We start from the raw sequence: 17397 nt of genomic DNA, 5'->3' as shown, positions 1-17397 counted from the left end.
TAATCCTATTTAATGGTATTGACACCAAGCCATGCTGTTGCACGTTCATTGGTGATTTCTTCGTGTGTCCACATGCTCATTAAGTTAGGCTGAGGATGCTTGTTGGTGTTATAGCCGATCAAATGGGCAAAATCAAATACGGCATGTGGATAGCCGTTAATAAGCAATAAGGCTAAATAACCGCTTTCATCCCAGCAGATTTCTAATTTACGTGCTTCATGGTGATTGCGTGTGTTATCCACATTATAAACATGTAAGCAATCGACAACAGGCTGCGCATTTTGACGCATATCTAACGCATAAAAATAGCCCGTTTCGCCATCATCTTCAAACATCACCGCCAGATGATCGTGCACAGTCGAGTGTGTACCGACTTGTTTTGGTTGACCGAGAAAAAGTTGGTCTTCTAGGGTTAAATGTAACATGGTATTTCCTAATCAAATTGTGTAGTCCAGTGACTACTATGGTGTGCTTGAAAGCAAAGTTCAACCTGTGCAGGCGTATTTTTTTCTTCATTCATAGGTGGCAGTTCATTCAACGCAAAATAGGCAGATTGGACGGTTTCACTATTTGGTTGAAATTCACCACTTAATGGTTCGCACATGACGAAGGTTTTGAGTACAGGATGTACAAAAGGCGGAAAATTGCGTTTATGTTGTTCGTGAATAGCAATAATGAAAGTAGGTTTTACATTAAGCCCTGCTTCTTCGCGTACTTCTTTAATCGTATTACTATGAATGGTTTCTAGCACATCTATCCAGCCGCCAGGCAGTGACCAACGTCCATCATTTTCTTGTACTAATAAAATTTTATCATCTTTGAAAATAGCTGCCCGCGAGTCGATTTTAGGGGTTTGATAACCAGCCTCATTGCAGAAAAGTGATCTAACGGTTTCTTTTGGGATTGCTGTTTTATAAGCGAGCATTTCAGCAGACAAATCCCGCAAGCGTTCATAGCGTTCAATATCATAGATATTTTTGCAATAAGTTAGCCCGTTTTGTGCAATGCTTTGAATTTCGATAGCCCAAGATAACCAAGGTTCAGTAAGCAGTGAATCAGATTGTGTCTTCATAAAAACACCTTAAAAAAACACCGCACTTTTGTGCAAAGTGCGGTGATATTTTATAGTAAATTCAGCGTGAATTACGCTTGACCTTTAACCGCTTTTAAACCTAAGAACGGAGCTGGTGTGCCAGCACGTTCTAATGCTTCTTCGATACGGATTAATTGGTTGTATTTCGCAATACGGTCAGAACGGCTCATAGAACCAGTTTTGATTTGACCTGCTGCTGTACCAACCGCTAAATCAGCGATAGTCGCATCTTCGGTTTCACCTGAACGGTGAGAGATAACCGCAGTGTAACCTGCATCTTTAGCCATTTTGATTGCTGCTAAAGTTTCAGTTAAAGAACCGATTTGGTTGAATTTGATTAAGATAGAGTTTGCGATACCTTTTTCGATACCTTCTTTTAAGATTTTGGTGTTAGTGACGAATAAGTCGTCGCCCACTAATTGAACGCGGTCGCCTAACACTTTAGTTTGGTATGCGAAACCATCCCAGTCAGATTCATCTTGACCATCTTCGATAGACACGATTGGGTATTGTTTAGTTAATTCTTCAAGATAGTGAGTGAACTCTTGAGAAGTAAATGAACGGCCTTCGCCTTTCATTTCGTATTTGCCGGTTTCTTTGTTGTAGAACTCAGAAGATGCACAGTCCATTGCTAAAGTCACGTCTTTACCTAATACATAGCCTGCTTTTTCAACTGCTTCTTTGATACATGCTAAAGCGTCAGCGTTAGATGCTAAGTTAGGTGCGAAACCACCTTCATCACCTACAGCAGTGCTCATGCCTTTAGATTTTAATACTTTCGCAAGGTTATGGAATACTTCAGCACCAATACGAAGTGCTTCGCGTAATGTTTTTGCACCAACTGGTTGAATCATGAATTCTTGGATATCAACGTTGTTATCTGCGTGCTCACCACCGTTGATGATGTTCATCATTGGTAATGGCATAGAGTAAACGCCTGGCGTGCCGTTAAGTTCTGCGATGTAAGCGTAAAGAGGTAAACCTTTAGACGCAGCTGCTGCTTTTGCGTTTGCTAAAGATACCGCTAAGATTGCGTTTGCACCGAAGTTAGATTTGTTTTCAGTACCGTCTAAATCGATCATGATTTGGTCGATTTCAGCTTGGTTAGACGCTTCTTTACCCACTAATGCATTTGCGATAGGACCGTTTACAGCCGCAACCGCTTTTAATACACCTTTACCTAAGAAACGAGATTTGTCGCCGTCACGTAATTCTAATGCTTCACGAGAACCAGTAGATGCACCTGATGGAGCAGCTGCTAAACCAACGAAACCACCTTCAAGATGAACTTCAGCTTCTACAGTTGGGTTACCACGAGAGTCGATGATTTCACGACCAATGACTTTAACGATTTTTGCCATTTTGTTTTCCTCTGTTTAAAGTTAATTAAAATTAGTTAGGCGAACCTAAAACGGGAATATAATAAAGCAAATTTAGAAATTTGTCTTGGAAAAATGACCGCACTTTGATCTGTATCTTATTTTTCAATCAAGTGCGGTGAGATTTTGTCTATTTTTATCTAATATCTATCTAATTTTAGTGGATTTATTCATAAAAGTTCGTTAAAGTGCCTGTAAATTCCATACTGTTTTAGTATGAATTATTAAGTGTTAATTAAGACTTTATAGAATAAAAAAGGAATGATTATGTCTGTTTCAACATTTTTCGAAAAGACTAAAGCGCAGATAAAAAATGCAGTGTCTGCACATCCGATTGCAATTTTTCTAATTAGTGCATTTGCAATTGGAATTTGGTTTATGGAATTAGAGCCTCGTCAAGGAAATGATCATTTGGCTTATTGGGTATTTGAGCCAATGTTGTTTATCTTTGTTTATCTCTCTCGCCCATATTCTTGGTATCGTTTTTCATGGATTGTGCCATTGGTGGCGCTGGCCATTATTGGCATGACTAATGATAGTGCAGAGTTTTATCTCACGAGTCCAAAATTCTGGGGCGCAAATTTTATTGCGTTACTGGTGTTATTAGGCTTCCCATTTGAAAAAAATAATCAAGGGTTTACCTACCGTAATTTTACCAATCTATTCCATATTGGCTTAGCGACGGCGGTATGGTTGTTGGTGTTTGGATTAGTCGCGGCTATTCTATTTACGATTACAACGCTCTTTAATGTCGAGTTTTCTGATAGTTTCTACAGTCATTTTTATACTTCTTTAGGCATTTTTACTCAGCCACTGTTTTTCTTAGTATTCCAACAGCGCCAAGCTAAATCGGAAATGACGTTAAATCGCATTTTTGAAATTTTAGTTAATTTTGTATTAGCGCCCGCATTGATGATTTTCACTGTGTTGCTTTATGCTTATGTTGTGCAAATTATTTTTGAAGGCGTATTACCAAAAGGGATGCTGGCGAATATTACTTTGCCTTACCTGCTTGGCGGTTTAGGTGTATATGCACTACGTTCTATTTGCGCTAAAGCCCGCTGGGAAACTTTCTTTAAGTTCTATCCATATCTTGCTATTGTGCCAATCGTGTTGCTATGGTTGGCGATTGATCGCCGTATTAGTGCCTATGCTTGGACGGAACAACGTATTTATTTAGTGGCCTTGGCTACGGCGATTACGATTGCTTATGCGATTCTGATTGTGCCAAAAGCACGTCAATACCGCCTGATTTCTGGGGTTGTCATGGTGGCAATTTTCTCCATGACTTGGGTAGTTAAGCCAAAAGAAATTGCTTACCAAAGCCAAACGGAACGTTTCGAACAGTTATTAACAAAACTAAATTTATCCGATAGTTCAGGCAAAATTCGTGATGATGTAGATTTTATCGAACGTTTAGAAAATATGCCGAAAAGCGATCTTAAAGATTGGGATGAACTAGATAAAGTATCAGATTATTTGCTTTATCGAATGGAGATTAAATCTTATGGAGAACCTCCTTTCGAAGAAAGAAAAGAGGCATTTAAGCAGAAATATGGTAAAAAATCCGAAGAACTTTTTACATTCTACATTTATGGTGATGAGATTCGCCTCAATGATGAAAGTATTAGCACCCCTGAAAATAATTTTATTACTAAAGTCACGTTTGAATGGGAATCGATTGATGTGACTTCGTATAAAAAATGGATTCGAGTGCCGACATATTCATTCTATCGTCTAGAGCCTCGGGCTTATATGAAATCTGATGAAAGCGAGGATAAACAAGAAGAGAAACAAGAGGTTTGTTTTATTGAAGATCACGATAGATATTGTACCAATATGGATGAACATATTCACAAAGTATTCAAAGAACATCAGCTAGACCCGATGAAAAGGATTTCTAAAACTGAGCTTGAATCACTTAGTCAAGATTTATTAAAAATTGATGGACCAAGCTTTACGATTTATTTAAGTGAGCTTGAAGTGAGATTTAGACCAGAAAGCGGTTATTACTATAATCGAATATATACAAAAGCTATTTTTGATAAGTAATCATAAATTTAAAACGCTGTGATGTTTCACAGCGTTTTTTGTAAAAATTAGCTAAAAATGACCGCTTTAAATATTAAGATATGTGTTTATAGAATGCCTTTTTTAAAGCTTGCGTATGTCTGTCTAAAATACTAAACATGGTTTCTCGATCTTCTCCGAATTTCGAATCCCCATTATTGGAACGAACCTTGTCATAAGCAGAAAAAGCGATTTCAAACTCTTCAGTGCGTAATTTAATGGTTTTCCCGTGCAGTATAAGACTTAATAGGCTGACTTCTTTAGGTGTTAATTCTGGAAATAAATGACTGATCCAGAGCTCCATAGAGTATTGAACAGACTCACTAATTTTGTCATGTTTTTTACTTTCTTGCCCTGGATGTAGTCGATAAAGCAACAAGGGCTCCGGTAAATTAGCAAATTTCTTTTTGTGCAATGCACATTGTATCCACATATGAAAATCGGGCGCAGTGGCTGTTTGTGCATAATTGATGTTGAGTGCTTTGATACTAGAATGTCGCCACATTGAAGAGGGATTAATGATATGGTCACGAGCTAAAGAAAAATGTGCTTTTATATCTTTATCTAAAAGAGGAAGTGTACTTATTTTAGTCGTTTTATCAGTTTGCCCATCATTAAAGAGCAGAGCATTACTTCCTAAAATATCAATTTCGGGATGCTCGTCTAAATATTGAACTTGTTTTTCAAAACGGTGTGGTACACAAATATCATCGGCATCCATACGCGCAACATATTCAACATTCATATAGTTAAGCATATCCATGGCAAATTGCATGACAGCAGGTTCACCTTGGTTTTGTGGTAAATGGTAAACACGTAAGCGAGCATCTTTTGCTGCATAAGTTTCGAGAATCTTGCCTGTGTTATCGGTAGAAGCATCATTAACCGCAAGAATACAAAAATCACTAAATGTCTGATTCAATAATGACTCTAAACATTCAGCAATAAAATTTTCTGCATTGTATGCGGGTAAAATAACAGCAAGTTTCATTTTTTCATTTCCGTGTAGATAAAAGCGTATTCTATTTAAATTACGATCGCGGCGATAGTCAGAAGTTTAACTTTGTTAGTTATCTAAAATATTTTTATAGAGCGGGGGCTTTATTACCTTTCACTCACATTACAAATTCCGCTATTTAATTACTGAGATATTTTGCAAAAATGCAACAAAAACTGACCGCTCTTTATTACCGCTAGGCAGTTTTCTTATCTAAAATTTAATAGTTGATAGGTAAATTTAAGATGTCTGCAATTTCTATTATGCGAGGCGCGGCTGATTTTGGGCAAACTAAGCAATAGAAATTGTCGGAACCCGTATCAACATAAAGTAAAGTATAATCACTTATCGCTTCTACTTTAGCCTTAATACGTGCAAACTCATGCTTTGCCTCTTCGAAAGTGATTTCGAAAGGTTGTTCAAGCGCTTCTGAAAGAAAATGATTGAGTGAGTCATAATCAATTTTCCAGTCATCTTGGTAGCAATGTAGATAACTTCTGATAAGCTCCAATTTAGCGTATTCTTCATCGAAATCTTCGTCCTCATAGATATCACCAAATGCGATCATTTTCTCTCGACATTTTTCTAGGTCTTTATTTAGCCATTTATAGAGGCTTTTAACTTGCTTAATATATTTTGCTTTGATGTATTTTTTCGTTTCAAGCAACGTAATTAACTCATCAAATAAGGCATCTTGATTGATTTCAGTTTCACGTCTGTCAATGCTATCGCAAATCAAATCAACGGCTTGTTTTAACAAATCAAACTTGTAATGTTGTTCATCAAGCGGTTTGGCATAATAAATCGCTGCCATTAAATCCAAAATAAAAAGCTTATCAGTATGTTGTAACGAATATGCAGCATCACGAATAGGTTGTCCAGCAAATAGCTCAATTCTTTGCGGAAATTCAAATTCAGTTTCTTTAATAATATGTTCATATTCCTTATGCGGTTTTATGCCGAACCCAATATTTAAAAAAGAATAGCCAGAACCATTAAAAAATTCTTCTCGAGAAGCAGGTACGAATCCCATTGGATTACAAAATTGGCTTTGTAAATCATACATATCACCGCCAAAATCTAATTCATTAAATTTTTCTTTTGAGTAATCGTCCCAATTATCAGAATAGTAAAATTGATAGGCGTAAATATCTGTTTCAAAGACATTGTTTTTGACAAGTAAATCGCCATCAGGTTGATTTTTAAGATAATGCTCAATTTTGGCGAGTTTTTGGTCTAATAATGTGAAATCTTCAGGCTTTTCAATAGCGTTTAAAACCGCATCAACTGAGGATAAAAATTGCTCATAATGTGGACTATGTTGATTAAATGGCTTTGCCTGCATCATATTCTGAAAAAGATTATCCGCTTGATCTGTTTCGGCGAAAACGAAGCTATCCTGATCAGGAAAAACAAAAACTCTAAAAAGTGAGCTATCTGTTGGGTTTAATTTAAAATCAATAGAAAGAAATAATTGAGCCCAATTTTCCTCTTCAAATTCTCTGCGAGTAATGCAAGGCAGTTTCATTGTTTTTGTCAGAAGCAACTCTAGAGGTTGGTACAAATCAGATAACCCCGTATTTTCTAGCAATTCCGATTCATCTAAATTGGCTTGACCATAATGCCAATAGGTTGCGATTGCCATTGGCGCAACCTTGTGATTTCTGGCAAACAACCACTCAGATGGTTCTTCTTTCGCCTTAAAATATTGAAAGATTTTGTCCAGTTTGGTGGTTAATGTTTTGTCTAATTTTTCAGCGCGTGGTTTAGATTTAAAAAACATCATATGCAGCCTAGTTAGAATACGTCGTTTAAAAGTGGTTTATTGATAATATTCATATTTCTTTGTGGTTTTATTTAACCATATACCTTTTTCATCATACATAATGCTTTCAATCACATTACCGTGTTGATCAAATTTATGACGTGTTGTGAGCGTCTCTTCTAATTTCCCATGTAGGTCAAAAATTTCGCGTTTTAATTCATTGTGGTTTTTGTCATAAGTAAAATCTGCTCGTCCATTATTAAAAGACGTGTTATTTACAAAGTTACCATTTTCTAGATAACGATAAGTTTCGCAATTGCTTTCTTTTCCATTGTCATCAAAGTCACAAGCTTTGATGAGTTTATCGTCCTTGTAATGGAATTTTTTCGCATGGCCGTCAATCATCTTTGCATAATAAACGGCTTCAGAGATGAGTTTGCCATCTTTGTCGTAAACTCTTTTGATGTAATCTTCTTGAAAATTCGGTTTTTTCGGCTTTTTGCCTACATAGGTGATTTCTAAAATGACGCCTGAACCATCGCGGTTTTCTTGATAGTGGTAGAGTCTTCCATGAGTCTCTTTATAGATATCGGAACGAATTTCTTCTAATCGATTGTTTTGATCATATCGATAATTCGCCGTCGTTTTATCGGAAAATTCAGATTCTTGGGTAATTTCTTCAGTCTTAATTAAAAAGCCTTGTTCGTTATAAAATTGACGAACATCGTTCGTGACCACTTCTCCTTCTACTGCATCAGGATTATCTTCCGAATGTGAAATAACGGATTTCACTTTGCCTTGTAAGTGATTTGCTTGCCAATCAGTTTGCACAGGGAAAAGTGCGAAAGCAGAGGTAGAAAGGCTGGCGAGAAGGGCAGTCAGTAAAAATTTATGCATAGTCGTTCCTTTTATCACAAGCGGTCGGATTTAATAAATGTTTTGCAAAAAAACGCTGAAAAATAACCGCTTGTTTAAGTTATATAAATAGTTGACTAAAATGTTATACTAATTCAAATGTTTTTTGAAGTGTAGTTAAATAAATTTGCTTTTTTATAGGGTAAGAAAATGATGAAAGTATTCCGGAAAGTAGTATTTTTCTGTATTGATAAGAAAAGCATAATACACAAATATATTGATTAAGAGAGATATTAGGAAATATGCAGCGTTTAGAGACACCATTAGAAATATGTTTGTGGACAATTGGTATATTGTTTGGAGTTGTCACGTTATTATTTATTTTGAGTTATTTTGTATTTTATGTTTTGTTCTCTTCAGCTCCACAAGATTGGGGGCTTAGAGGCGTTCAGTTACAAGATAAACCGTATTTAGCAGGTATTGATGATTTATCTCCGAATGCATTTGTTTTTGCAACAACTGGAGAAGATGCGCCAGATTATGTTATTACGCTCGATAATACGTATTTTAAGTGGGGCGATTTTCGTTTAAATAAACTTTCATTAAATAGTAATGTAGTTAGCATCAATGATTTGGTTAGATTGGGTGAACAACCTGATACTGACTTAGGCATGCCAGAAACCATTTCTATTAATGGACAGTCTTGTTTGAGTAGAGGAAGTTTTGTTTTTGTACGAATAAAAGGTAAGGGGCCTTCGATGCCTTATTCTGATTTTACCTTAGCCAGTTGTGAAATACCTGAAGGTGAAGTTATTCTACCGACGATTCGTTTAAAGAGTAAAGTTGCATTTTATGAAAATCGCCAGCTCAATTATGATTACCTTTGGAAACATAATGAGTTAATCAGTTCACAAATAATGCAAGCTCATAGTTATAATGCGAACTTTATAGAGCCAAGTTTGCAAGTTCAGTTAGCTAATGATAAAGATAAATTTGATATTTGGTGGTATTACACTGATTTAACCAATCATGCGAAGCTTATCCAAGTTGTTCACGGTGATTATATGGATGAAGCAAGTAGTGAAAGGAATTTTGTTATTGGTGAGTGTCGTTATAAAGTAGGTAACACTCAAATTTATCTTACTGATTTAACAAAAGATACCGCACATTGGCATTTTATTAATAATTTCGATTCAGATGATATTTCTGATAAATGTAAAATGCAGATCTTGCCTTATCGTTTGGTGAAACGGTAATCGAATCAATCAAATTAAAATGCTTAAAAATGCAAAGTGCGGTCAAAAACACAAGAATTTTTGACCGCACTTGTTTATGGAATTATCAGTAAATTACTTTTCAGTTTTTAACTGATTTTCTCTGGCTGCTTTGACAAAACCTTCGAATAATGGGTGACCATCACGTGGCGTTGACGTAAATTCTGGGTGGAATTGACATGCTACAAACCATGGGTGGTTTGGTACTTCAATGATTTCCACTAATTTACGATCCGCAGATAAGCCCGTCACTTTAAGACCTGCTTTTTCAATTTGTGGGAGCAGGTTGTTGTTCACTTCATAGCGGTGACGGTGACGTTCTTCGATGGTTTCTTTGCCATATAATGCACGCGCTTTTGAGCCTTCAATTAAATGACATTGTTGTGCACCTAAACGCATCGTACCACCGAGATCAGAATTATCATCACGGGTTTCAATGTGACCTTCCGCATCTTGCCATTCTGTAATCAAACCCACAACAGGTTGCTCACAGTGACGATCAAATTCAGATGAGTTCGCTTTTTCAAGGCCAGCCACGTTGCGCGCATATTCGATTAACGCAATTTGCATCCCTAAACAAATACCGAGGTAAGGCACATTGTTTTCACGTGCATATTTTGCGGTCAAAATTTTGCCTTCTACACCACGATAGCCAAAGCCGCCCGGTACTAAAATACCATCGACGCCTTTCAATACTTCAGTGCCTTTGGTTTCGACATCTTGTGAATCAATGTATTTGATATGCACACTTAAACGGTTTTTCAAACCTGCGTGTTTTAAGGCTTCATTCACTGATTTATAAGCATCTGGTAATTCAGTATATTTACCTACCATACCGATGGTCACATCGCCCACTGGGTTGGCTTCTTGATAAAGCACTTGTTCCCATTCTGAAAGATCGGCTTCAGGACAGTCTAAGTGGAAACGTTGGCAGATGAATTCATCTAAACCTTGTGATTTCAATAATGCCGGAATTTGGTAGATCGAATTCACATCTTTTAATGAGATGACGGCACGTTCTGGTACGTTACAGAATAAGGCGATTTTTGCACGCTCATTTGGTGGAATCATGCGATCTGAACGGCAGATAAGCACATCCGGTTGAATACCAATCGAAAGTAATTCTTTTACAGAATGTTGGGTTGGCTTGGTTTTTACTTCGCCCGCCGTTGGGATGTATGGCACTAAAGTTAAGTGCATAAAAATAGTATGCTCACGGCCCACTTGTACGGCAAGTTGGCGCAGTGCTTCTAAGAATGGAAGTGATTCAATATCACCCACTGTTCCGCCTACTTCCACGATAACCACATCATGGCCTTGCGCACCGGCAATCACGCGATCTTTGATTTCATTGGTGATGTGTGGGATAACTTGAATTGTCGCACCTAAATAATCACCACGACGCTCTTTGCGTAATACTTCTGAGTAAATTTTACCTGTCGTGAAGTTATTGCGTTTTGTCATTTTGGTACGAATAAAACGCTCGTAGTGACCTAAGTCTAAATCGGTTTCCGCCCCGTCTTGTGTCACGAACACTTCGCCGTGTTGGGTTGGGCTCATTGTACCTGGGTCCACGTTGATGTAAGGGTCTAATTTCATAATAGTCACGTTTAAGCCACGTGCTTCTAAAATTGCTGCCAATGATGCTGCAGCAATACCTTTACCTAACGATGAAACCACACCGCCTGTGACGAAAATATAATTTGTAGCCATAGTGAGAGACCTAAAAATGTTGGGATAAAAATGATTATAGCCAATCATCTTTTATGCAAATTTGTGCAGAATGCTGAAAAGTGCGGTCAAAAACAAAAGAAAAAGATGATTAGCTATCAAGACGGGAGGATAGTTTACAGGATTTGAGATTTTTATACAATCTTGTCTTGTCAGGAATGCATGAAAATTAAATGGCTTATCATATTCTCTATTCTACGATAGAATACGCCCAAATTTTTTTACAAAGAAGAGAAGAATTTATGACAAATAAAGCATTAAGCGTGGTAATTTTAGCGGCCGGTAAAGGCACTCGTATGTATTCTGATTTACCAAAAGTCTTGCACAAAGTAGCAGGTAAACCGATGGTAAAACATGTGATCGATACAGCGAATCAATTAGGTGCAGAAAACGTGCATTTAATTTATGGTCACGGTGGCGAATTAATGCGTGAGCGTTTGGTAAATGAAAGCGTGAACTGGGTATTCCAAGCGGAACAATTGGGCACTGGACATGCTATGCAACAAGCGATGCCTTTTTTCCGTGATGATGAAAATGTTTTAATGGTGTATGGCGATGGCCCAATGATTACACCGGAAACATTGCAAAAATTAATCGATGCGAAACCTGAAAATGGTATCGCAGTGTTAACCGTTGTATTAGATAACCCAACAGGTTATGGTCGAATCGTACGTGAAAATGGCAAAGTTGTAGGGATTGTTGAACAAAAAGATGCAACGCCTGAGCAACTCAAAATTCAAGAGATTAATACGGGTGTGTTAGTTTCAGATGGTGCAAGTTTCAAAAAATGGTTAGCGCGTTTAGATAATAATAATGCACAAGGCGAGTTTTATATTACTGATGTAATTGGCTTAGCTCATCAAGATGGTTGTCCGATTGTAGCTGTTCAAGCAACTGATTTTATGGAAGTTGAAGGGGTGAATAACCGCCTGCAATTAGCCAAAATGGAACGCTATTATCAACGCAAACAAGCAGAAAAACTTTTACTTGCTGGTGTGATGTTAATTGACCCAGAGCGTTTTGATTTACGTGGGACATTAGAACACGGTAAAGATGTTGAAATTGATGTGAACGTGATTGTGGAAGGCAATGTACGTTTAGGTAATCGAGTAAAAATCGGTGCAGGTTGTGTATTGAAAAACGTGACCATTGGTGATGATGTTGAGATCAAGCCTTATTCTGTTTTAGAAGATGCCACAATTGGTGAGAAAGCGGCGATTGGTCCATTCTCTCGTTTACGTCCAGGTGCTGAATTAGCGGCAGAAACCCATGTGGGCAACTTCGTGGAAATTAAAAAATCCACAGTAGGTAAAGGTTCTAAAGTCAACCACCTTACTTATGTGGGTGATACTGAAATCGGTGAAAACTGTAACATTGGTGCAGGTGTCATTACTTGTAACTATGACGGTGCGAATAAATTTAAAACGATCATTGGTAACGATGTATTCATAGGTTCTGATACACAATTAGTTGCACCAGTTACTGTGGCCGATGGTGCAACTATCGGTGCGGGTTCAACCATTACGAAAAACGTTGAAAAAGATGAGCTTGTGATCACTCGTGTGCCACAACGTCATATTCAAGGTTGGCAAAGACCGGTGAAGAAAAAGTAATTAACATTGAAAGGCGAACCAATGTGTTCGCCTTTTATAATTTGATGCCTTTTACTTTATAAAGGTTGTTCGAGTTGCTAAAATCATCGTCCATTTATAAAGACAGATAATTTCCTATGACAAAAAATAAAACAGGACTTTCATTCCTTTGGTTAAGTGCGGTCGCATTTATCCTCGATTTACTGACCAAATATATCGTAGTGCAACGCTTTGATCTCTATGAAAGTGTGAACATATTGCCCGTTTTTAATTTAACCTATGTGCGTAACTATGGCGCAGCGTTTAGCTTCCTTGCTGAACATGATGGTTGGCAGAAATATTTCTTTATTGTGCTTGCGATTGGGATTTCTTTGATGCTGACTTACTTTATGAAAAAGAATTCTGCAGAGCAAAAATTACAAAACTCAGCCTATGCGCTGATTATTGGTGGCGCGTTAGCCAATATGGTGGACCGAGCGTATAACGGTTTTGTAGTGGATTTCTTAGATTTTTATTGGGATATTCATCATTATCCGGTATTTAATGTGGCAGATATTGCCATTTGTATTGGTGCGGGTTTATTAGCATTAGATGCCTTTAAAGGTGATAAAAAGAGCGGTCAAAAATGAAGATAATTTTAGCTAATCCTCGCGGATTTTGCGCGGGTGTTGATCGAGCCATTAGCATTGTTGAATTAGCGCTTGAAATTCATGGTGCACCGATCTATGTCCGTCACGAAGTGGTGCATAACCGTTTTGTGGTGAATGGTTTACGTGAGCGTGGGGCGATTTTTGTGGAAGAACTAAGTGAAGTGCCAGATGGCGCCATTGTGATTTTCTCCGCCCATGGTGTGTCACAAGCCGTTCGTCAAGAAGCAAAAGATCGTCAGTTAAAAGTGTTTGATGCAACTTGTCCGTTGGTAACCAAAGTGCATATGCAAGTCGCACGTGCGAGCCGTAAAGGAACGAAAGCGATTTTGATCGGACACAAAGGGCATCCAGAAGTGGAAGGCACAATGGGGCAGTATAATAATACCGAAGGTGGTATTTTCTTAATTGAAAGCGTAGAAGATATTGCTCGTTTGCCGGTTCAAGAAAATGATGATTTAACCTTTATGACACAAACCACGCTTTCTCTTGATGATACAGCAGAGACTATCAGTGCATTGAAAAGCAAATATCCTGCAATTCAAGGGCCTCATAAAAATGATATTTGCTATGCGACAACCAATCGCCAAGAAGCCGTGCGTGAATTGGCAAAACAGTGTGATTTAGTGGTGGTTGTCGGCTCTAAAAACTCATCGAATTCTAATCGTTTAGCTGAGTTGGCATCGCGTATGGGCGTGAAATCAAAATTGATTGATGATCCAAATGATGTGGCGGCAGATTGGTTTGAAGGTGTTGAAACAATTGGCGTAACAGCAGGCGCTTCAGCACCAGAAGAGTTGGTGCAATCCGTGATTGCTCGATTAAAAGAATTTGGTGCGGATAGTATCGAAGAGCTTCAAGGTTTAGAAGAAAATATGTTCTTTGAAGTGCCAAAAGAACTACGAATAAAAGAAGTAAACTAATTCTATTAAAAAAGTGCGGTTAATTTACCGCACTTTTTTTGTGTTATTTTATTTTTTATTGTGCACTTTAAGCCATTTCTGCATTTGTTCAATTTCTGCCTGTTGAGCGTTAATAATATTCTCAGCAAGCTTACGCATCTCAGGATCTTTTCCGTATTTTAATTCAACTTCCGCCATTTTTACTGCGCCAATATGGTGTGGCAACATACCTGCTGCAAAAGCAACATCAGGATCTTTATATTGCGCAGCTGCCATCATGTCTTGATGCATTTGACTCATACCTTGCATTAATTCTTGTTGCATTGCAGAATCTGTCGACATTGGCATATTCATGTGTGCTTGATGCGGTTGTTCATTAGCTTGGGCATAAATTGAAACTGCAGCAACGCTAAGTGTGATAAAAGTCATAAGTTTTTTCATGTTTTTCTCCTATGTGATAACTGAATGAGCACGAATCATAAACCTTGACCTAAGGTTAAAGTCAATATTTATTCCGAAAATTTTTGGTGAGGTGCTAAAATAAGACAATATTTGATATGAGGGACAGAATCATGAAGCAAAAAATTGTGCTTGCCACTGGCAATAAAGGCAAAGTAAAAGAAATGGCAGACGTATTAGCCGATTTCGGTTTTGAAGTGATTGCTCAGACCGATTTAGGCATCGAAAGCCCAGAGGAAACAGGCTTAACGTTTGTCGAAAATGCGATTTTGAAAGCGCGTTATGCATCTGAAAAATCAGGTTTACCGGCCATTGCAGATGATTCCGGTCTTGTGGTGGATGCGTTAAATGGTGCGCCTGGATTGTATTCTGCTCGTTATGCAGGTGTGGATGGTGACGAAGCTGATGCGAAAAACCGAGAAAAATTATTGGCAGAATTAGCTGATGTACCGACTGAATGTCGCCAAGCAAAATTTGTGAGTACGATTGTGTTATTACAACACCCAAGTGATCCTTCTCCTATCATTGCTCAAGGTGAATGTGACGGGCAGATTATTTATGAAGAAAAAGGTGAAAATGGCTTCGGTTACGATTCACTCTTTTTTAGCCCAGAAAAAGGCTGTACTTTTGCCGAATTAGAAACCGTAGAGAAAAAGAAAATCTCTCATCGTGCGAAGGCATTGGCCGTATTAAAATCAAAATTAAGCGCCTAAAGTGCGGTTAATTTTTAACGAGAATTTAAGGATACAAAATGATTGTGACAACAACCCCTAATGTTGAAGGAAAACAAATCGTAGAATACAAACAAGTCGTCTTTGGCGAAGTGATTGCTGGTGCAAACTTCATGCGTGATTTTTTTGCTGGTATCACAGATGTGATTGGTGGGCGTTCTAGTGTTTATGAGCGTCGTATTAGTCGTGCGCGTCAAGATGCGTTGAAAGAGCTGGAAGATAAAGCACATGCCTTGGGTGCTAATGCTATTGTTGGCGTAGAAGTTAACTACACAACGGTAGGCACGAAAAGCATGTTTATGGTGATAGCAAGTGGCACGGCAGTGGTGGTGCGCTAAGGTCGTTTTTTCATTTGCTTAAATGTAATTTTTGCGATCAGGATCGCAAAAGTGCGGTCAATTTCTTGCGTGTTTTTGGTGTTTCTTAAAAATGTCGCTGTTGATATGAATCAACGGTACTTTTTGTTAATAAAGGGCATTTTTATGAAATTGATGAAACATTTATTTAGTTCATTATTTGTTGCAACCACAATGTTGAGCTCGCAAGTGTTTGCAGAAGATAAGGTGGCTGAACAGGCTCAACCTCAAGTGCAAGTTCAGCAACAAACCGCATCACAAACTACACAACAAGCAGTGAGTGATAAATTAAATATCAATACCGCCAGTGCATCAGAAATTCAAAAAGCGCTAATTGGTATTGGTGCGAAAAAGGCGGAAGCCATTGTGCAGTATCGTGAAAAGCACGGTAATTTCACTATGGCAGAACAATTGCTTGAAGTACAAGGTATTGGTAAAGCAACCTTAGAGAAAAATCGCGATCGTATTGCGTTTTAATCTAGGTTATTTATACATAAAAAGCGGGATAGTGATATCTCGCTTTTTTTGTATTTGAAGACAAAATTTACCAAAACTTGCAATATATCAAATTTTTTTGGAATAAGTCGGGGATTTCTTGCAATGGTTTCATAAGAGAGTAGAATACCAAATGGGTATAGGAATACCTATGTTGTAGTATAAGAAATAATAAACCAACTATTTGGAGTTAGATATGGCATCAGAAAATTTAAATCAATCTTCTGTTGCTCTCACACCAGTTGAAGCAACGGATTATGCTGAAAGCGTCGCTGCGTATAAAGCGCAAAAACGCCCATTTTTATCATTTCTGTCTGGTATTAGTGCTGGGGCTTGTATTGCTTTAGCCTTTGTATTCTATACGACGACACAAACAGCAAGCGCAGGAGCGCCTTGGGGATTAACCAAGTTAGTCGGTGGGTTAGTCTTCTCTTTAGGCGTAATTATGGTGGTAATTTTAGGATCTGAATTATTCACCTCTTCTACTTTAACCTTAGTTGCCCGCGTAGGCGGAAAAATAACCACAACACAAATGATTCGAAATTGGATTGTGGTATATTTAGGCAACTTTGTAGGCGGTTTATTTATTGCTGCGGTGATTTGGTTTGGGGGACAAACCATGGCAGCGAGTGGTCAATGGGGTTTAACCATTTTGGCAACCGCGCAACATAAAATTCATCATACTTGGTTTGAAGCATTTAACCTTGGTATTTTATGTAACATTATGGTGTGTGTAGCAGTATGGATGTCTTATTCTGGTAAAACTGTTACAGACAAAGCATTTATTATGATTATGCCGATTGGCTTATTTGTGGCATCAGGTTTTGAGCACTGTGTGGCAAATATGTTTATGATTCCGCTTGGCATTATTACAGCACATTTTAGTACACCAGAATTTTGGCAACAAATAGGTGTGGATCCAATGAAATATGCAGACTTAGATCTTTATCATTTCATTGTGAAGAATTTAATTCCCGTAACGTTGGGCAACATTGTGGGCGGCGCAGTTTGTATCGGCTTATTCCAACGTTATTTAACTAAAGCTCACTAA

The 17397-nt window shown here is 37.9% G+C and carries 17 protein-coding genes; 9 read left to right on the top strand and 8 right to left on the bottom strand.

What is annotated here, in order from left to right; all coding sequences use genetic code 11:
* Positions 1 to 5: 5 nt before the first annotated feature.
* The 3 genes from PARA_RS01605 to eno all read right to left on the bottom strand — a co-directional run bounded on the left by PARA_RS01605 (position 6) and on the right by eno (position 2454).
* Positions 6 to 425 (bottom strand): DUF2251 domain-containing protein, encoded by a 420-nt coding sequence (locus PARA_RS01605; RefSeq protein ID WP_014064246.1) that lies wholly within the window; start codon positions 423 to 425, stop codon positions 6 to 8.
* Positions 426 to 433: 8 nt separating this feature from the next.
* Positions 434 to 1072 (bottom strand): NUDIX hydrolase N-terminal domain-containing protein, encoded by a 639-nt coding sequence (locus tag PARA_RS01600; RefSeq protein ID WP_014064245.1) that lies wholly within the window; start codon positions 1070 to 1072, stop codon positions 434 to 436.
* A 71-nt stretch (positions 1073 to 1143) separates the two neighbouring features.
* Positions 1144 to 2454, bottom strand: a complete 1311-nt coding sequence (eno, locus tag PARA_RS01595) for a phosphopyruvate hydratase (protein ID WP_014064244.1) — start codon at positions 2452 to 2454, stop codon at positions 1144 to 1146.
* Positions 2455 to 2739: 285 nt separating this feature from the next.
* On the opposite strand from eno, the gene PARA_RS01590 reads away from it, so the two are divergent.
* Positions 2740 to 4524 carry a DUF4153 domain-containing protein gene (locus tag PARA_RS01590; protein ID WP_014064243.1) on the top strand — a complete coding sequence of 595 codons (1785 nt, stop codon included), beginning with the start codon at positions 2740 to 2742 and terminating at the stop codon, positions 4522 to 4524.
* Positions 4525 to 4597: 73 nt separating this feature from the next.
* On the opposite strand, the gene PARA_RS01585 is transcribed toward PARA_RS01590, so the two are convergent.
* The 3 genes from PARA_RS01585 to PARA_RS01575 all read right to left on the bottom strand — a co-directional run bounded on the left by PARA_RS01585 (position 4598) and on the right by PARA_RS01575 (position 8201).
* The gene (locus tag PARA_RS01585) at positions 4598 to 5533 is read right to left on the bottom strand and encodes a glycosyltransferase family 2 protein (RefSeq protein WP_014064242.1); all 936 of its coding nucleotides are present in this window, start codon (positions 5531 to 5533) and stop codon (positions 4598 to 4600) included.
* Between the two features lie 226 nt (positions 5534 to 5759).
* Positions 5760 to 7325: a DUF6630 family protein gene (locus PARA_RS01580; protein WP_014064241.1), complete on the bottom strand. Its 1566-nt coding sequence runs from the start codon at positions 7323 to 7325 to the stop codon at positions 5760 to 5762.
* 36 nt (positions 7326 to 7361) lie between these two features.
* Positions 7362 to 8201, bottom strand: a complete 840-nt coding sequence (locus PARA_RS01575) for a hypothetical protein (protein ID WP_014064240.1) — start codon at positions 8199 to 8201, stop codon at positions 7362 to 7364.
* A gap of 260 nt (positions 8202 to 8461) precedes the next feature.
* Between PARA_RS01575 and PARA_RS01570 the strand changes: the two genes are divergently transcribed.
* A complete protein-coding gene (locus PARA_RS01570; RefSeq protein WP_014064239.1) occupies positions 8462 to 9415 on the top strand; it encodes a hypothetical protein in 954 nt (317 codons plus the stop codon).
* Between the two features lie 93 nt (positions 9416 to 9508).
* On the opposite strand, the gene pyrG is transcribed toward PARA_RS01570, so the two are convergent.
* Entirely contained in the window at positions 9509 to 11146 is a 1638-nt protein-coding gene (gene pyrG, locus PARA_RS01565; RefSeq protein WP_014064238.1) for a glutamine hydrolyzing CTP synthase, read from the bottom strand.
* Positions 11147 to 11406: 260 nt separating this feature from the next.
* Here pyrG and glmU point away from each other — a divergent pair, with 260 nt between their 5' ends.
* From glmU to ispH, 3 genes are all read left to right on the top strand, one after another.
* On the top strand, positions 11407 to 12777 hold the full coding sequence (gene glmU / locus PARA_RS01560) for a bifunctional UDP-N-acetylglucosamine diphosphorylase/glucosamine-1-phosphate N-acetyltransferase GlmU (RefSeq protein ID WP_014064237.1): 1371 nt from the start codon (positions 11407 to 11409) through the stop codon (positions 12775 to 12777).
* A 116-nt stretch (positions 12778 to 12893) separates the two neighbouring features.
* The gene (gene lspA / locus PARA_RS01555) at positions 12894 to 13385 is read left to right on the top strand and encodes a signal peptidase II (RefSeq protein ID WP_014064236.1); all 492 of its coding nucleotides are present in this window, start codon (positions 12894 to 12896) and stop codon (positions 13383 to 13385) included.
* Positions 13382 to 14326, top strand: a complete 945-nt coding sequence (ispH, locus tag PARA_RS01550; RefSeq protein WP_014064235.1) for a 4-hydroxy-3-methylbut-2-enyl diphosphate reductase — start codon at positions 13382 to 13384, stop codon at positions 14324 to 14326. Before lspA ends, ispH begins: the two co-directional genes overlap by 4 nt.
* Before the next feature lie 48 nt (positions 14327 to 14374).
* Here the strand turns inward: ispH and PARA_RS01545 are convergent, their stop codons facing one another.
* Positions 14375 to 14746, bottom strand: coding sequence for a DUF305 domain-containing protein (locus tag PARA_RS01545; RefSeq protein WP_014064234.1), 372 nt, complete (start codon positions 14744 to 14746; stop codon positions 14375 to 14377).
* A gap of 131 nt (positions 14747 to 14877) precedes the next feature.
* Between PARA_RS01545 and rdgB the strand changes: the two genes are divergently transcribed.
* The 4 genes from rdgB to focA all read left to right on the top strand — a co-directional run bounded on the left by rdgB (position 14878) and on the right by focA (position 17397).
* The gene (rdgB, locus tag PARA_RS01540; protein WP_014064233.1) at positions 14878 to 15477 is read left to right on the top strand and encodes an RdgB/HAM1 family non-canonical purine NTP pyrophosphatase; all 600 of its coding nucleotides are present in this window, start codon (positions 14878 to 14880) and stop codon (positions 15475 to 15477) included.
* A 38-nt stretch (positions 15478 to 15515) separates the two neighbouring features.
* Positions 15516 to 15833 carry a heavy metal-binding domain-containing protein gene (locus PARA_RS01535; RefSeq protein ID WP_014064232.1) on the top strand — a complete coding sequence of 106 codons (318 nt, stop codon included), beginning with the start codon at positions 15516 to 15518 and terminating at the stop codon, positions 15831 to 15833.
* A 144-nt stretch (positions 15834 to 15977) separates the two neighbouring features.
* Entirely contained in the window at positions 15978 to 16328 is a 351-nt protein-coding gene (locus PARA_RS01530) for a helix-hairpin-helix domain-containing protein (RefSeq protein ID WP_014064231.1), read from the top strand.
* Positions 16329 to 16542: 214 nt separating this feature from the next.
* Positions 16543 to 17397: a formate transporter FocA gene (gene focA, locus PARA_RS01525; RefSeq protein WP_014064230.1), complete on the top strand. Its 855-nt coding sequence runs from the start codon at positions 16543 to 16545 to the stop codon at positions 17395 to 17397.

It is taken from the genome of Haemophilus parainfluenzae T3T1 (genome assembly GCF_000210895.1).
In the GTDB taxonomy this organism is placed as follows: Bacteria; Pseudomonadota; Gammaproteobacteria; order Enterobacterales; family Pasteurellaceae; genus Haemophilus_D; species Haemophilus_D parainfluenzae_A.
The sequence above is the reverse complement of the archived record's forward strand: the minus strand, read 5'-3'. Positions and strand labels throughout refer to the sequence as shown.